15 protein-coding genes and 1 other RNA gene are annotated in these 15446 nt (G+C 43.3%); 2 read left to right on the top strand and 14 right to left on the bottom strand.

Going from position 1 to position 15446, the window contains the following annotated elements:
* Positions 1-146 precede the first annotated feature (146 nt).
* From OEG80_RS04725 to OEG80_RS04675, 11 genes are all read right to left on the bottom strand, one after another.
* Entirely contained in the window at positions 147-728 is a 582-nt protein-coding gene (locus OEG80_RS04725) for a hypothetical protein (RefSeq protein ID WP_263242042.1), read from the bottom strand.
* On the bottom strand, positions 721-1233 hold the full coding sequence (locus OEG80_RS04720) for a hypothetical protein (RefSeq protein ID WP_263242041.1): 513 nt from the start codon (positions 1231-1233) through the stop codon (positions 721-723). The genes OEG80_RS04725 and OEG80_RS04720 overlap by 8 nt, the downstream gene beginning before the upstream one ends.
* The gene (locus tag OEG80_RS04715) at positions 1226-1486 is read right to left on the bottom strand and encodes a hypothetical protein (protein WP_263242039.1); all 261 of its coding nucleotides are present in this window, start codon (positions 1484-1486) and stop codon (positions 1226-1228) included. The genes OEG80_RS04720 and OEG80_RS04715 overlap by 8 nt, the downstream gene beginning before the upstream one ends.
* Entirely contained in the window at positions 1483-1737 is a 255-nt protein-coding gene (locus OEG80_RS04710; protein ID WP_263242038.1) for a helix-turn-helix domain-containing protein, read from the bottom strand. Before OEG80_RS04710 ends, OEG80_RS04715 begins: the two co-directional genes overlap by 4 nt.
* 3 nt (positions 1738-1740) lie before the next feature.
* The gene (locus tag OEG80_RS04705) at positions 1741-2025 is read right to left on the bottom strand and encodes a helix-turn-helix transcriptional regulator (protein ID WP_263242036.1); all 285 of its coding nucleotides are present in this window, start codon (positions 2023-2025) and stop codon (positions 1741-1743) included.
* Between the two features lie 187 nt (positions 2026-2212).
* The gene (locus tag OEG80_RS04700) at positions 2213-2569 is read right to left on the bottom strand and encodes a hypothetical protein (RefSeq protein ID WP_191689627.1); all 357 of its coding nucleotides are present in this window, start codon (positions 2567-2569) and stop codon (positions 2213-2215) included.
* A gap of 64 nt (positions 2570-2633) precedes the next feature.
* Positions 2634-4859, bottom strand: a complete 2226-nt coding sequence (locus tag OEG80_RS04695) for a hypothetical protein (RefSeq protein ID WP_263242035.1) — start codon at positions 4857-4859, stop codon at positions 2634-2636.
* A gap of 229 nt (positions 4860-5088) precedes the next feature.
* Positions 5089-6333 (bottom strand): hypothetical protein, encoded by a 1245-nt coding sequence (locus OEG80_RS04690; RefSeq protein WP_263242034.1) that lies wholly within the window; start codon positions 6331-6333, stop codon positions 5089-5091.
* A 117-nt stretch (positions 6334-6450) separates the two neighbouring features.
* The gene (locus tag OEG80_RS04685; RefSeq protein WP_263242033.1) at positions 6451-7692 is read right to left on the bottom strand and encodes a tyrosine-type recombinase/integrase; all 1242 of its coding nucleotides are present in this window, start codon (positions 7690-7692) and stop codon (positions 6451-6453) included.
* 163 nt (positions 7693-7855) lie between these two features.
* Positions 7856-8234, bottom strand: a transfer-messenger RNA (tmRNA) gene (gene ssrA, locus OEG80_RS04680).
* Between the two features lie 85 nt (positions 8235-8319).
* Positions 8320-8991 carry an alpha/beta hydrolase gene (locus OEG80_RS04675; protein ID WP_149491845.1) on the bottom strand — a complete coding sequence of 224 codons (672 nt, stop codon included), beginning with the start codon at positions 8989-8991 and terminating at the stop codon, positions 8320-8322.
* 159 nt (positions 8992-9150) lie between these two features.
* Here OEG80_RS04675 and OEG80_RS04670 point away from each other — a divergent pair, with 159 nt between their 5' ends.
* The gene (locus OEG80_RS04670) at positions 9151-10515 is read left to right on the top strand and encodes a glycerophosphodiester phosphodiesterase family protein (protein ID WP_263242031.1); all 1365 of its coding nucleotides are present in this window, start codon (positions 9151-9153) and stop codon (positions 10513-10515) included.
* A gap of 43 nt (positions 10516-10558) precedes the next feature.
* Here the strand turns inward: OEG80_RS04670 and aroC are convergent, their stop codons facing one another.
* Together aroC and prmB are read right to left on the bottom strand one after the other, a co-directional pair.
* Entirely contained in the window at positions 10559-11662 is a 1104-nt protein-coding gene (gene aroC, locus OEG80_RS04665) for a chorismate synthase (RefSeq protein ID WP_011513961.1), read from the bottom strand.
* Between the two features lie 61 nt (positions 11663-11723).
* Positions 11724-12899: a 50S ribosomal protein L3 N(5)-glutamine methyltransferase gene (gene prmB / locus OEG80_RS04660; RefSeq protein ID WP_011513962.1), complete on the bottom strand. Its 1176-nt coding sequence runs from the start codon at positions 12897-12899 to the stop codon at positions 11724-11726.
* A 377-nt stretch (positions 12900-13276) separates the two neighbouring features.
* Between prmB and OEG80_RS04655 the strand changes: the two genes are divergently transcribed.
* Entirely contained in the window at positions 13277-14701 is a 1425-nt protein-coding gene (locus OEG80_RS04655) for a L,D-transpeptidase family protein (RefSeq protein ID WP_263242029.1), read from the top strand.
* A gap of 163 nt (positions 14702-14864) precedes the next feature.
* Here OEG80_RS04655 and OEG80_RS04650 read toward each other — a convergent pair whose 3' ends face one another.
* Entirely contained in the window at positions 14865-15077 is a 213-nt protein-coding gene (locus OEG80_RS04650) for a hypothetical protein (protein WP_263242027.1), read from the bottom strand.
* Between the last annotated feature and the right edge of the window lie 369 nt (positions 15078-15446).

Below are 15446 nucleotides of genomic sequence, written 5' to 3'. Positions count from 1 at the left end.
ACGGGACATATGGAATAATTTTCGACGGCTTTTGATGAATACTTAAAGGTCGATTTGAGTGCTTGCAATCACCCAATAAAACTACCTTTTGCTTAGGGTTTTCAATGGCTAGTTGAACGTCTAAAGAGACTTTCGGTTTAACATTATTAGTAGGCACAAGCATCTACCTTACCAAAGCCAGTTTGGGCTAAGGGTTCGTTGATAGTGTCCAGTTGGCTATAAAGCAGATTAATCCAAGTATCGGCGGCATCTTGTGACAGACGCGCTAATGCTATGGCTGCATGGGGTTCTATTTGACGGGTAGCGATAAGATGGAATAACTGCCCCATGTCATGCAAGGTAGTAGCGGCGGCATTAATATCACATGCAATATCGGATAGCATGATAGACGGCATTAAAATCACTTCGTCATCATCGGCGGCGGTGCAATCTATTATATTGATTTGGTGTTTGCTGCCATACAGTGCGTTAATGGCTTGGCGGTTTGCTGGCATGTCATGGAATAATGACGGGGCGGCATCATCGCGGCTTACCTTGCCGTCATTGCGGTAATGGTATGTTTTACCGTTGGTGGTAAAGCCTAAACAATTATATTCTTTATCATTGAATAGCTGATAAATGCTATTGCCTACAGATGGGCATAGAACGCTGTCACCTGCTTTGAATGTGGCTAGTGTGCTGTTGGTAGTGGTTTGAGTGTTTGAGGTGGTACGGATTGAATTAGGCATGATAGCCTCCTAGTAATTTAGTTAGTTTGTTGTCACCCATAAAAATAGGGTGACGGGTCTTAACTACCGTTACTAGACGGTTGAGCTTATTTACCATAAAGGCTTTTGTATTAGGCTCTATCAACCCGTCATAGATGTTTGCACCAGTGACGGCGCTAGATATATGACGTGCCTGTATAAAGACAGACGTATTTTTATTCATGCCTGTAGTAGCTTGCTGATTAGTAGTCAGGCAAGTTTTAGGCACAAAAATAGCCAATGAATGACGGTTTGGCTTAACCGCTAGTAATTTAGTAGTGGGGCTATGATAACCGCTGTTATCATCGGTTGCAATCGGTTTTGCATTCACTGGCTGGCACGCTACCAATGACAATAGCAAGCCAATACCTGCCACCCATGCCATGAATATGATAAAGCTAAGTAGTAAGCCGCGCTTATGTGGCTCATTGCGATTGTGTGCCCCGTCACGGGCTTTTAGATTGTTTTTGGTATGATTATCACACATAGCGCGTTACCTCCATTTCAGGCATTGATAGAACGCTGTCCATCTGTTCGCTGGCATCAGTGGCAAACGATGAGTCCCTAAACAATGCAGCAATGACGGCTTGAATAACGCCTTTAGATATTGGGTCGTCTGTCTGCACGGCTTGCAATGCCATAGCGTAATGTTCGGTATCAATTGATAATAAGATCAGCTGCTCGTTGATATGCTCTAACGTGTCCGCTATCTGTAATAGTCTGTCGTTTGATTGGCTCATAATTGCACCCCTGTAGCGTCATGGTTGCCATCGGCTGGCGTGTCTATCCAATAGCGTTTAAAACGTTTACCGTTATTCTTAACCCATTCATCTTGAATAGTTATGCCTTGATCCCTTAGCTCACTGATACGCTGTAAAAAGCACGTTATATTGTAGAGGTCGTATGCTTCATAAGTAGATAGGCTCTTACCTGCTAGCAAGTGATTAAGAATAATTTGCTTATATTTTTGCTTTGTTTGCCGTGTGTTCATGGGTTACACCTCGCTAGTGATTGAGGTGTGGCTGTTTAGCCAATGATGTACTTCGGCATAGCTCCATGCAGTCATAGTAGGACTTAGCTTCTTGCCCGCTGGGAAACGTCCATCTTTTGACCATTCAAAAAGGGTGGTTTTGCTAAATGGTAGAAATGGCAGAATATCTTTAGCCCTGCCCATGCCAGTAATAGGCAGTTGCATAACTGGTCTGTTTGCGGCGGTTGCTTCGGTATCGTTCGAGGTGTTATCAGAGAAAGGGATAACTGGTTTGTCTGTATTTGACATGCTTATAACTCCGTATAGTTGCCTTGTGCGTCATAACGGTGCGCTACGACTGATAAGGTTAGATTAGGGGTTATAAGGTGTTCAAAGTTCTATAGTAGATAGCAGGTTATCTATAGTAGATAACTTTCTTTATTTATAGACACAAAAAAACCACCCGTTAAGGTGGCTGTTATTGAGCGTTAAGTGATTAATTTTTGAGCTGTCTTTGTAGTTGAAGCATACTTTTTAGACTATCCACGCTATCGGGATATTTCTTGGCAAATTCCATTACAGCGTGATTGTCGCTTAAATCAAGACTGCTCATTTCCTGCATAGCTTTCTCATGCTTTTTTCTAGCCTTGCGAGCGTCCCACGCTTTCCTCATGTTCTGCCCTTCTGCAAAACTATCGCCCCAACTGCTAGGGTCAATGACTGCTTGAGAGGCTCTTAGCGGCGCATCATTTGGCTGCACCCAAGATTGATCATGTACGTAAACATCGTATCGCTCAGCATGAGCTATAATTGCAAAGCCTGAGCATAATAGAGCTATAGCCAGTTTGTGCATAATCAATCCCTATATTTTGTTTGGTTTAAAAGTACTATAAACAAAAACCACAGTATCAGCAATTCTAATTACTGGCACCGGCACCCACTGCCGCGCCTGCCTGCCCTGTGCGCTGGGGTATCAATCCTAGTAGCTTCATTTGCTCATCAGTCAATCCTAAGCCGCTGCCCCTTGTTATGCCTGCCTGCCCATTCATGGCCTTTGCTGTGGCTGTTGCGGCTGCGCCTTTTTTGGACATATTAACCGCACCTGTTACGCCACCAGTTGCAACATTGGAAAGGTGTCCTATTCCTAGCGGGATCTTGCCCGCCCAGCCTGCCACGCCTACCAATGCGTTAATTAGTGCGCTTGATGTGTTTGAGTGGTTTACATGAGCGCCCAGTGGTTGCTGCATCAAAATATCACTGACTTGTTTAATGTCATTGATACGGGCTATCTGCTGCGGGCTAAACAGTGCTTTCATGCGATTGTCACCAAAAGAGTTAATAGCCTTGTTCAGTTGTGCGGGACTGAATGCGCCATTATTGGCTTGCGTTGCTCTAGTCAAAAAGTGCTCTATCGTTTCCCCTTGCAAGTCGGCTAAGTTTTGCGTGCCCTCTGGTGTGCTCTTTAGGTCATCGACTAATCGCACAAGGTCGCGCTCATCAGCATTGAGCACATACTTTTTAAAGGCATCATCAGGGGCTTTATCGTCTAATGCCGCTTTTAGCGCGGGGTTGCTTTCAATGGCTTGCATACGGCTGGCATGTGCGCCCTTTGCGCCTGTCCATGCTTCACTGGCTTGCTTGCCAGCGCCGCCGCCTAGGGCATTCATTGTTTCGTCAACTTCTTTGGCTAGATGATCTTTAACCAGTCCCAAGGCGTAACGCTCGTTGCCGTCTGTTGTGGTTTTTAATCTAGCGTTGAGCACCTTGTTTATTTCCTCCGACTTACCTAGTGTCAGCTGAAAATTAGGGTCGTCAAACATGCCTTTGAATATGCCGCGTATATCACCTTTTAGGAATGTGCCAAGCCCTTGCGCTTCCAATTCTTGACTGGCATTGTTAATAAAGCGCATGTGGTCCAATGGTACGTCATTGCCTGCGCTTGCCCTTGCATTGTCATACAAGCCGCTTACATTCGCCTTTGCTGCATCATCGCCCTGCTTAAGCGTTTGGAATGTCGATGCCATGCGCGTGTTGGTGTCTGTAGGCGTTGCGCCCGTTTCATCAGCTAATGACTGCCACTTGCTAGCAATTTGCTCATTATTGTTGGTATGGACACTGTTTAACGGGTTGCCATCTTGTTTGGCAAGTTCGCGTTCGGCTGCCCATTCTTGTGGATTGCGTGATATTTGCGCCCGTGTGCCCTTAATGCCATTGTCATCAAGTAGCGACTTGCGGACGGCTGCGGCGGCATCAATCTGCTTTGACTTGCTTAGGTTTTTGGTTGCTTCGTTGACTAGCTTAGCACGTGCTGCTGGCTTGACTGCTATACCTGTATCACGGATTGCATCATCAACTAGCTTTGTTGCCGCGGTTGCGGTTGCACCTGATTTGTTAGCCCCGCGTCTTGCTACTTGCTTGCCTGCATAGCCTACACCTTTGCCAACTGTTACGCCTGCAACCCCGCCAACTGCCCCACCTATTGCGCCAAGTGCTGTGTTGCCCACTTGTTCGGCTGTAGATTTGGAATGGCGTAGTGAGCCGTCTAGACCGCCAATAGCTGCCTCACGACCGGCAAACGCTCCTAGTCCTTTTAATCCCGCCCCTGGTGCGCCGCCTGCAACATATAACGGGGCTTTTGCTGCAATATCACCTGTCAGCTCGCCTAAATCAACACCGCTATAGTTTGCTTGGTCACGTAACTGGTTTTTACGTGCGTCCATCGCCGCCACATCACGGTCATAGGCTGCGCGATTACCTGTTGGTATCTTTGTACCTAATGCCTTGTTGATACCGCCTGATACCGCATCTAGTCCACTATTAGCGACCTGTGCGACTTTACCGAACGACTTTGCAACACCAGTCATGGCGCTGTAATTGGTAGATTTGGCTTTATCGGCTAACGTGGCGTTTTTGTTCTTGGTAGTCGCTTTGGGGTCTAGTTTGGTTGTCTTTAAACCGAAATATTCCCCTATCTCTTGGGCTGGTGATAGGTCAGCCGCCCTTAGTGCTTTAATCATCTTTTGAGCGTCTTTGCCAGCCTGTCCAGGTATAGAAGTCATACCCACTACAATTTTGGCATCAGATGTGCCCTTTCGCTGCTCAGATTTGATGTATGCTCTGATTTGCTGTTCTGAGTTTGCCATGTTGCTACCTCTCTAAGTTATGCCAATGCAGCATTTGGCTTGCATTGACTATCAGGTAAGCGACGTTGCCGCTTTAACCCTAACTTAGATTAAGAGTTGCAGACCTTTCAAGGTTCTATAGTAGATACCAACTTATCTATAGTAGATAACATTGATTTAAATATTGAGTAAAATGGTAAGGTTTTAATAAAAAACCCTGCTCAGTGGCAGGGGTAGTGTTAGCTAACAATCATCTTTTTGCACTTTGCACTTCGTTTATTTCTGTTAACCACTTTCCTACTGCTTGATACTCGAGCTTTAGATTGTCATTCTGTAGTAATGTAACGATTTCACAGTTTAATGAACCTCTATTTTTACCATAAGGTGCTGAGTTATCTAATTCAGTCAGTTTAGCCATTGCATACATTACCCTAAGCACAGTCCTCATAGATTGATGAGGTATTTCTTTTAAGTCTTTATCTAGCGGACTGACACTTTGACTCAACTTCTCTTGTAATCCTGCTACTTCATCCTTTGCATCTGCTAGCTGCCTCTCAAGTTCAGATACTCGCTTCTGATAAAATGGATTCTCTTTATCTAAGCTATTTGTATCTTTCGCTAGATTGTCATTGAAGCCGGTCATTACCCAGTCTTTGTTATACAAGAATGACTTTAAATCATCACTATTAAGTTGCCCATCATCATCAAGTGTCAATCTACCCTTTTTGATACCACCCTCAATAACTCCCAATGCCATTTCCAAACCATCATCACTACCGTTGAAATCAGGATGCAAGCCTGCAATTAAGCAGCTTGCTTGATACGGTGTAAAGTAATCATAAAGCATTGTTATGCGCTGATAGTCGTTAGGTGCAATAGGACCTTGGTGCTGTTGTGCTTTAATTAAGTCACCTACTGTTCTTTGTTTAAATCCTGATCCTAATTGAATATGATTCGGTGGTGGTGGTGCCTTACTCTGTCTTACGGCTTTTGATTGTCTTTTTTCTGAGGTTTGATGCTTTGCAGATATGTAGCTTTGTATCTCTTTATTAGGGAACAATAAATCATCTATGCCAATATCATACCCATCACCTTGAACATAATAATGAATATTATCAGAGGCATTTAATACATCAAAACCATGTTTTTGTAAGCAGATCCGCTCATCTTTATAAGAATTTAAATGCTCTACTCCTATTTCCTCATATATATAAGCATTGGTAATTATTACTGTTGGAATCTGCTTAGACAGCAAAGGATTTAGCTCAGGAGCAGTAAGATAACCATTGAAAGGTCTTGTAAACTCTCTTATATATATAACATTCTCATGATGGTTTATTGCTCCTTTGATTATATATTTATCATAAGAAAATATGGGGGTTAACTCTCCACGTCTGCATAAATCGGCAAGCTGTGGTAATCCAAAAGGTATCAATGTATCAGATTGGCTTTTTTGCAATATCTCTAATGTTTGCTCTAAGTTATAGTAACTCACACTCACACCCCTACACCCTTAAATCAAAGTAGGTGCAAGGCAGTGACAGCATAAGGGTGTGAATAGCTGTCGTTCGGGTAATTAGTCCTAGCCTTGCATGGTCGTTACAGCATGATGTTAGCCATGCTTTTGTTTTTGTTGTTTAAAGCTCGTATGTATGACGTTATCCAATTTGCCAGCATAAGCATCATCAATAAAGTTTGCCCATTGGTGCATCATGTCTATTCTGTATGGTAGGTGCTGCGCCCCGTTATAGGCTGCACTGATTTTGTTCTCTCTATCGTGTGCCAGCTGTAGCTCTATGGCTTCGTGCATAAACTCTTTTTCATGCAATGTGGTACTAGCAAGCCCTCTAAACCCGTGCCCCGTCATCTTGCCTTTATAACCCATATTCCATAGGGCATTAATAAATGCGCTTTGACTGTATGGCTTACGGGTTGAGGTATTAAAGAAAACATACTGATCCGAAAAGCCTAGCTCTTTGATCTGCTTTAATATCGCTACTGCTTGCGGTGCTAGTGGCACAATATGCAAACGCCTAGCTTTCATCTTTTCAGCTGGGACAGTCCATAAGCCGCGATTAAAATCTATGTCCTGCCATTCCATAAAGCGTAATTCATTGGTACGCACAAACGTATAGCATAAAAACCATAAGCCTAGTTTCACCAATACATCACCTTGATAAGCATCAATGTCTTTTAATAACTTGGGTAATTGCTGGCTAGTGATACGGCTATGATTGACGGTTTTATGTGGCTTGATCGCTTCGGCTAGGTCGGTGGCTGGGTTATGTGTGGCTAGTCCATTGCGTATGGCGTGCTTGAATATCTGCCCTATCTCTCTAATGGTACGCCTTGCCATTTCATTAGCGCCGCGACTCTCTACTGCTTTACCAATAGCCAATATGTCAGGTGCGGTAATGTCGTTTATGTTCTTTTGACCAATAGAGGGCTTAACATCGCGCATATAGGCGGAATAGTTACGGGAAAAGGTGCTTTCTGCTAGGTAGGTCTTGCGCTCGCTATACCATGACTGGGCTATGTTATCGAAAATATTTAAACCGTCTTGGCTGGCTTGCTGCTCTTTCTTGTGGTCTTTTGGGTTCACACCATCAGCTATTAATCTTTTAATCTCAATATTGCGCTGGCGTGCATTTTGTAGGCTCATTACTGGATAAGTGCCAATAGTGAGAGTTTGTTGTTTGCCTTGCCAGCGATAGGCGCTGATCCATGACTTAACGCCCGTGTAACGCACCCATAATTGCAGCCCGTTACCATCGCTGTGCTTGTCAGGTCGCTTTGTATCAATCGAGGTGCTACTGGGCTGTAGCTTATTGATAACGGTATGAGTTAAGGGCATCGGACTATCCTTTGTTGGTATTGAGCATGTGTATAGACTCTAATACCAACAATAATACCAACATTCTATATAGGACGCTATACCCCTATATAAACCTCAATACCTGAAAAACGCCCAAAATAAAGGGCTGACAGTCTATGACGGTCAGCCCTATATCGTTGTTTGGTGGAGATGGCGGGAGTTGAACCCGCGTCCGCCGGCATTACGCTCATGAATCTACATGTTTAGTTTCTGTCTTTGATTTTAGTCTGCACCGATCCGACAGTCAGGATGGATTAGCCGATTCTCTACTTTTGAACCCAAGCGATTGAGACAATCCCTTGTGGCGAGCCTACATGCGGACGCTTCAACTTAGTTGACCAACTGTAGGTGATCAGCAACTAAGTAAGCAGGGTTTAAACCAAGTAAACAGGGTTTAAGCTGCTAGAGCGTAATTTTCGTCGTTTGCGACTATAACAATATATGTTTGATTAACGAGAGGACATATACTCTCGACATGCATCATTGAGTTTCATCACCAGCGTCGAAGCCAGAACATCCCCAATAAGGTCGATGATTATATAGCATATATACGGCTGCTTGCAACCTATTAGAGCTCTGTATTACATTACGTTACAGCTCAACCATCTAAGCCAGTATGGTATTTAACCATTTACCGATATTTTGAATCTGCGGCATACATACCTGATGTGCCATAGGATAGGTATGATAAGCAACATTATATCCTTTCTCTGATAATAACTGCTTTGCTTGTTCGCCTAATATAACGGGAACAACTGGATCATGCGTACCATGCTCGATCAAAATTGGCATATCTGTGTTGACAGCGCTATAGCGAACGCTGTCATTGGTTGCAAAGTAGGTAGAAAGCGCCATCAAGCCAGCCAAGCGCTGTGGGTAACCGAGTGCCACATGATACGCCACTGCCCCGCCCTGCGAAAATCCTGCAATCACAATATGTTCAGGTTTCACACCGCGCTCGATTTCACGAGCAATCAAGTCATGGATTTGTTGTGCGGACTCTTCAATCTGCGCAATATCAACTTTGCGCTCAAGGCTCATCTCCAAGATGTCATACCATGCTGGCATGACCATACCGCCATTGACCGTCACTGGGCGGTTGGGTGCATGCGGAAAGATAAAACGTACTGCCATTCCATCCGCTAAGCCGAGCTGCGGCACTACTGGCTCAAAGTCATGACCGCTAGCACCCAAACCATGCAGCCAAATCACGGATCGATTAATCGCTTTGTTTGCAGGATTGTGCTCGACAATAACGGCATCTAAATACTTATTCATTAATTATCCTTAATGAGAGTCAAAATTTAAACAAAATTAATATTACAAAATTGTTTTGGTTGTCATCATTCCTTAAACATAACCCTATATTTTAGGAGCTAAGTCAGTAACCATAAAATTAGTAATGATGATTTATGCACATTTATGAGGGTAGTTTACATGACAATTTCAAAAAATTCAGTGAATGAGCGGGCACAGCTATACAACGCAGTGCTGAATAGACTCAGACGCCAAGGTTCTACTTTACCTTTAGCAATTATCAGCACTTTTTTATTAATAGGCTGTAATGAAGATGACGGTTCATCAATGATCGTACCACCTACTCTACCGCCAACGATTGAACCTATACAGTCGCTAGCTTATACCTATGGCGTTCGACCATTTTATCTGGTCAACGATATGGATGAAAGCCCGCTAAAAGATGAGTTACTGGCATGTAAGGGTCAAACACCTAGCAAGACAGATTTCTCTATCGCCCATCGCGGCGCGCCTCTACAATTTCCTGAGCATACTTATGACGGTTATGTAGCTTCAGCACAAATGGGCGCAGGCATCCTAGAGTGCGATGTGGCCTTCACTAATGATGGTGAGCTGGTATGTCGACATGCCCAAAACGATTTGCATACCACGACCAATATTGTCGCCACGCCATTAGCGAATCAATGTAGTGTCCCACCTATAATAGATGCTAATGGAACTCTCACCAATGCGGCCGATATTGAATGCCGAACTTCAGATATTAGCGTAACAGACTTTAAAAGTCTGACGGGAAAAATGGACGCCGTCAATACCCAAGCAACCAGTATTAGTGCCTACATGAATGCGACTGCACCATGGCGAACGGATTTGTATTCGCAAAATGGTGAGGTATTGACCCTAAAGGAACATATAGCACTTGCCAGTAGCTTGGGCATGAAGCATACACCTGAGCTCAAAGAACCCGTGGTTACTATGCCATTTAATGGATATAGTTTAGATACTTATCGTCAACAGCTAATTGACACTTATAAAGTTGCAGGCGTGCACACCAGCGATGTATACCCGCAGTCATTTAATCTTGCAGATATTGACTATTGGATTAATAACGAACCGAACTACGCCAACAATGCCGTCTACCTTATCGATGATAGCAACGAGAGCGCGGCGGGTAAAATATTTGATAAAAACGACCCAACGACGTGGAAGCATTCATTGGCTGAGCTGAAAGCGCGCGGCATTAATATCATTGCCCCCGCAACTTGGCTATTGGTCACCAGCGATGGTAATGGCAAGCTGCTACCGTCGGCATATGCCTTGCAAGCCAAAGCCAATGGCCTCGACATTCTCACGTGGTCGCTTGAACGGTCAGGGCCATTAAAAAGTGGTGGTGGCTGGTATTATAGTGGGCTTAGCGACGCTATTAATAACGATGGCGACATCATGAATGTCATTGATGTGCTGGCGCAAGAAGTTGGAGTGAAAGGCATCTTCTCAGATTGGCCAGCAACGGTCAGTTACTATGCCAACTGTAAAGGTTTGAAGTAATATAAAGGGTCAACCCTACTCATATTATAAAGACATAAAGACATTAAGTAATCGATTGGACTGGTTGCTTAATATCCGCATTTTGACCGCGATGACGCAGATAATGATCCAGTAACACAATCGCTAACATAGCTTCTGCAATGGGTGTTGCACGTACACCAACGCAAGGATCATGACGACCTTTTGTCAGCATCTCAATCGCCTCTCCCTCTGTATTGATACTCTTGCCAGCCGTAGTAATACTAGAGGTTGGCTTCAGTGCAATACTGACACGGATATCTTGTCCTGATGAGATACCACCCAAGATGCCGCCTGCATGATTGGCGGTAAAACCATCGGGTGTCATTTCATCACGAGAGCTATGCCCAAATTGTCCTGCCACTGCCATACCATCACCAATCTCAACACCTTTAACAGCATTGATACTCATCATGGCATGGGCAATATCGGCATCTAAACGGTCAAAGACAGGCTCACCAAGTCCAACTGGTACACCGCTTGCAATAATCTCAAGACGGGCACCACAGCTCGTACCTTCACGGCGTAAACTATCTATCAAAGTCTCAAAGCGACTGACAGCATCGGCATCCGCACAGAAAAACGGATTACTATTCACAAAATCCCAATCGATTGTGCTCGAGTTTAGGACATCACTGTACTCATGACCAATTTGGGTCACATGACCACGGATTTGCACACCTAAGCGCTCTAGCAAATATTTCTTGGCGATAGCACCAGCAGCGACACGCATGGCAGTCTCACGCGCCGATGATCGACCACCGCCACGATAGTCACGAAAGCCATACTTCATACTATAAGTATAATCGGCATGACCGGGGCGAAAGGTATCTTTAATTTCACCATAGTCTTTAGATTTTTGATTGGTATTACGAATCAGTAGACCGATAGAAGTACCTGTCGTTTTACCTTCAAAAACGCCAGAGATAATCTCGACTTCATCAGATTCACGGCGCTGGGTCGAGTACTTAGAAGTACCCGGTTTACGGCGATCCAAATCTATTTGCAAGTCGGCTTCGGATAAGGCTAAACCTGGTGGCACGCCATCGACGATTGCCAACAAACCTGCACCATGCGACTCACCGCAGGTGGTGACGGTAAAGACCTGCCCAATACTGTTGCCTGCCATATTTATCCTTAAACAAATGAAGTCGATTTTTGACTGTTTGAATTATAGTATCAATCGTGATTTATTGATTGCTATCTAGTAACTGTACATAATTAGCGAATAATGAGCGATAGCTCATAAGCTCATCATAGGTAATCGCAAAGATGCCATGACCGCCATGAGCAAACCTTAGCCAATCAAACTGAATCTCAGGATAAGCTTGTTTTAACGCCCACTCGCTATCGCCCACTTCACAGACTAGTAAACCTTCTGGGCTAAGATAATCTGGCGCTTCAAACAAGATACGATGTACCAAGTCCAAACCATCTTGACCAGCAGCGAGTGCATGCTCAGGCTCATATAAAAACTCTGGTGGCAAATCTGCCATGATAGCGGCATCAACATAAGGAGGATTGGTTACAATCAGCTCATATTGATTTTCGGCAGGGATTTTGGCAAATAAGTCAGACTCAATTACATTGACTTGATGACCAAGGTCATGATGATCGACATTAACCATCGCGACTTCTAGCGCGCCTTTATCAATATCTACAGCATCAACCAATGCATCGACAAAGCGAGTCGCCAGTGCGATAGCAATACAGCCAGAACCGGTACATAAATCTAAAATACGCTCAGGCTGTGATAGCTGTTTAATTTCTAACCCATGATCATAAAAAGCCGGCGCTTGATTATTGACACTTACGCCTATTGGTTTTGCCAGCTCGCTCACTTCAAAATATGGGTGGAACTGCTGACGAATCAATTCAGCAATAGGTGAGCGAGGAATCAATACGCGCTCATCGACATAGAACGGCAAATCACAGAAATAAGACAGATTAATCAAATAGCTTAATGGCTTACGCTCAGCGATACGCTCTTCTAACAAGCTTAGAACCAATTGCTTCTCTGAGGTGGTCAAACGACAGTCCAGAATCTGATCATTGGCGGACCAATCCAAAGATAAAGAATGCAATACAATCGCAGATGCTTCGGCAAACTCATCGGTGGTGCCTTGGGCGACAACCACATCATAGTTACGTAATTGCGTCACTGAAAAACGAATAAAGTCACGAATAGTGACCAGTTGCTCACGTGCCTCTTCAAGCTCCGCACGCAAAGTCGCAAATTCATCGTGCTCACCGACCAGCCCTGTCTCTAAATCGTATTCCATATCATCATTGATACCTTGTGACTCATCATCATTAAAGTATTGATTTTGAAATTCTTCTGCGCTCATTACTTGGTCTTCTGACATATCGCACCTTGCTGATTACATGCTCACTGACTACATGCGGATGGGTTAAATCGCTTTCAATGATTTCACTGAACAGCCAATTTATTAAATAAAAATCTCGTTCCACATTATAGACGGAAACAAGATGATGCGCCAATGACTGTGTTTTTTACTTCAACAAAATCTCCAGCAGTATTCACAATTAAGTAGCCCATGGCTTTAAAAGAACGGTTAGAAAGGGTAATTTAGCATAGCCATATATCACTACCTTAAAGCTCATAACGTATTGTGGTAACTGTTAATTGAGTGAAAAAGGCAGCCCTAGCCTGACTCAACTCTTGCTTAATTGTAGTGAATACGTCAACTGTTGACGTTTGGCAAGTCTTAAACGAAAAAATATGTGTCAAAAGTTTGCGAAGCATCCAAATTATGCGCATAATAGCCTCATTAGCAGCCACCACAAGTATATAAATATGATGAAAATAAAACCTCTTATCACCGCTATATCTATCGCTGTTGTTAGTATGAGTGCTATTGCTGCACCTGCTGATGGTACGCGCACTTTACCTGTACGCACAGCTGACTCGCTTCCTAGTATTGCGAAAAAAGTCAGTCTGAATGTGCAAGAAAGCCGTAGTAGCTCAGTCGTCGACTCTAGTACGACCGTAAAGCTAGATACGAATAAAACCAAATCAGCGGACCGTATGACCCAGCTGATTGATGCCAAGCAGGACGCTGAAGTGAAAGCATCGGTCGCCGTTACCGCTGACAATATGACCGTAGAGGAATTGACTCGTAAGGATGAGCAATCAGACAGTGACGATATTAGCGAAGGTCAAGCGGTATCAGCACCTAGCTCTGCCATGGCTGATAGTGCAACGGATACTTCTATCAAAAGTATCGCCGATGTTGATGGTAAAAAACATACCACGCTGAATTTGTCTAATTATGCCAAACAAGTAAACGGTGCCACATGGACACCGAGTATGAAAGTTAACTCAGCTATGACTATCAAAATGCAGGCGCTGCTCGATTGGAATCATGCGTCTCCGGGTGCTATTGATGGCGGCTGGGGCATGAACAGTAAAAAAGCACTGATCAACTTTCAAACCATGCAAGGCTTGCCAGCAAACGGTAAGATGGATCAAAAAACATGGGATGCTTTAAATAAAAATATTCCAGCTAACAAGCCAGTTTTAGTGACCTATACCATCACTGAAGATGATGTGAATACCAATTTTGCTACTATGCCTGCAGACTCAGAAGCCAAGTCAAAAATGAAAGGCTTGTACTATCAAGACATCAAAGAGATGTTTGGTGAGCGCTTCCATATGGATGTGCGTTATTTAGACAAGTTAAATAAAAACAAACAATATAAAGCGGGTGAAACCATTACTGTGTTAAATACGCGTGCTCCGCTTAAGCAGCGTATTAACCGTGTCGTTGCCAATAAAGCTGATAAAACCCTTTATGCTTATAATGATAACAAGCTGGTTGCAACCTATCCTACAACTGTCGGTAGTGACAGCACGCCATCACCACAGGGCACCTTTAAAATCGTTAATAAAGTAAAAATGCCGTGGTATAAAGCAACTGTTGGCGAAGGCGCAGATAAAAAAGTACATATGTTACCACCAGGACCGAACAGTCCCGTAGGTGTGGTATGGATGGGCTTATCTAAACCTTCTTACGGTTTACATGGCTCACCTAAGCCAGAAGGTATCAGTCGCCAAGCATCAGCAGGCTGTGTGCGTTTGACTAACTGGGACGTTTTAGAGGTTTATGCCAATATCGAAAATGGCGCAACCGTTGAGCTAAAATAGTTCAATAGATAGTACACAATAAAAAAGACCTTGATCATCGTATCAAGGTCTTTTTTATTATATTCCAAAAGATTCAGTACCAAAACTTTAAATGTAATAAATAAAATGAATAGCATATATAAAATGCTCAATTAAATGATACTACGATCTTTTTTACCGCAACCTATGCTTTGTAACCCTCTTCATTACCTGTAATGCTGCCAATTTTTTTGGTGAAAAATAATGCTGTGGGAATAGAAACTAAGAAACCGATAGCGACTGCTATTTGAATATGCGGAATCTGGTTAAAACCCATGACCAAAGCGCCGATCATAAAGAGACCGATGATGACAGTTGCTGCCATTGAATAGACAACAGAAAAAAGTGGCCAGCTCATAACTTATTCCTTACTTTTATTATGGGTATAACTACTTTATACACTATATCCATACTAATAGTAAGTCTTTTATTATTTATGCTCAGCCCAATCATAGTAAGTAATTACTATTGATAACCTTATTATAAGTATTGATTTATAATAAGTGTTTTTACTAACCCCAAACCGCCTTTTATTCAAAAGTTTTCCACCCTTTGTACTGGTCTAATTTTATTCAGGAAGACCTATGACTACGTGCTTGTTTATCCTTACTATTGAAATATTCGACTGACAATCTAAATAAAATTGTCTGGTTTATAGCAAAAAATGAGTAGGGTTTACCATGTATTTACTTAGGAATCTTCAACACCCTTGGCACGTTTGTGCTAA

The organism is Psychrobacter sp. SC65A.3 (assembly GCF_025642195.1).
In the GTDB taxonomy this organism is placed as follows: domain Bacteria; phylum Pseudomonadota; class Gammaproteobacteria; order Pseudomonadales; family Moraxellaceae; genus Psychrobacter; species Psychrobacter cryohalolentis.
Note: the sequence above shows the minus strand (reverse complement) of the source record. Positions and strands in the feature narration are given on the sequence as shown.

Excerpts from the sequence above, each read along its gene's own strand:
- OEG80_RS04725 (WP_263242042.1), bottom strand. The coding sequence starts at position 728 with ATGCCTAATTCAATCCGTACCACCTCAAACACTCAAACCACTACCAAC.
- OEG80_RS04720 (WP_263242041.1), bottom strand. The coding sequence starts at position 1,233 with ATGTGTGATAATCATACCAAAAACAATCTAAAAGCCCGTGACGGGGCA.
- OEG80_RS04715 (WP_263242039.1), bottom strand. The coding sequence starts at position 1,486 with ATGAGCCAATCAAACGACAGACTATTACAGATAGCGGACACGTTAGAG.
- OEG80_RS04710 (WP_263242038.1), bottom strand. The coding sequence starts at position 1,737 with ATGAACACACGGCAAACAAAGCAAAAATATAAGCAAATTATTCTTAAT.
- OEG80_RS04705 (WP_263242036.1), bottom strand. The coding sequence starts at position 2,025 with ATGTCAAATACAGACAAACCAGTTATCCCTTTCTCTGATAACACCTCG.
- OEG80_RS04700 (WP_191689627.1), bottom strand. The coding sequence starts at position 2,569 with ATGCACAAACTGGCTATAGCTCTATTATGCTCAGGCTTTGCAATTATA.
- OEG80_RS04695 (WP_263242035.1), bottom strand. The coding sequence starts at position 4,859 with ATGGCAAACTCAGAACAGCAAATCAGAGCATACATCAAATCTGAGCAG.
- OEG80_RS04685 (WP_263242033.1), bottom strand. The coding sequence starts at position 7,692 with ATGCCCTTAACTCATACCGTTATCAATAAGCTACAGCCCAGTAGCACC.
- OEG80_RS04675 (WP_149491845.1), bottom strand. The coding sequence starts at position 8,991 with ATGAATAAGTATTTAGATGCCGTTATTGTCGAGCACAATCCTGCAAAC.
- OEG80_RS04670 (WP_263242031.1), top strand. The coding sequence starts at position 9,151 with ATGACAATTTCAAAAAATTCAGTGAATGAGCGGGCACAGCTATACAAC.
- aroC (WP_011513961.1), bottom strand. The coding sequence starts at position 11,662 with ATGGCAGGCAACAGTATTGGGCAGGTCTTTACCGTCACCACCTGCGGT.
- prmB (WP_011513962.1), bottom strand. The coding sequence starts at position 12,899 with ATGTCAGAAGACCAAGTAATGAGCGCAGAAGAATTTCAAAATCAATAC.
- OEG80_RS04655 (WP_263242029.1), top strand. The coding sequence starts at position 13,277 with ATGTGTCAAAAGTTTGCGAAGCATCCAAATTATGCGCATAATAGCCTC.
- OEG80_RS04650 (WP_263242027.1), bottom strand. The coding sequence starts at position 15,077 with ATGAGCTGGCCACTTTTTTCTGTTGTCTATTCAATGGCAGCAACTGTC.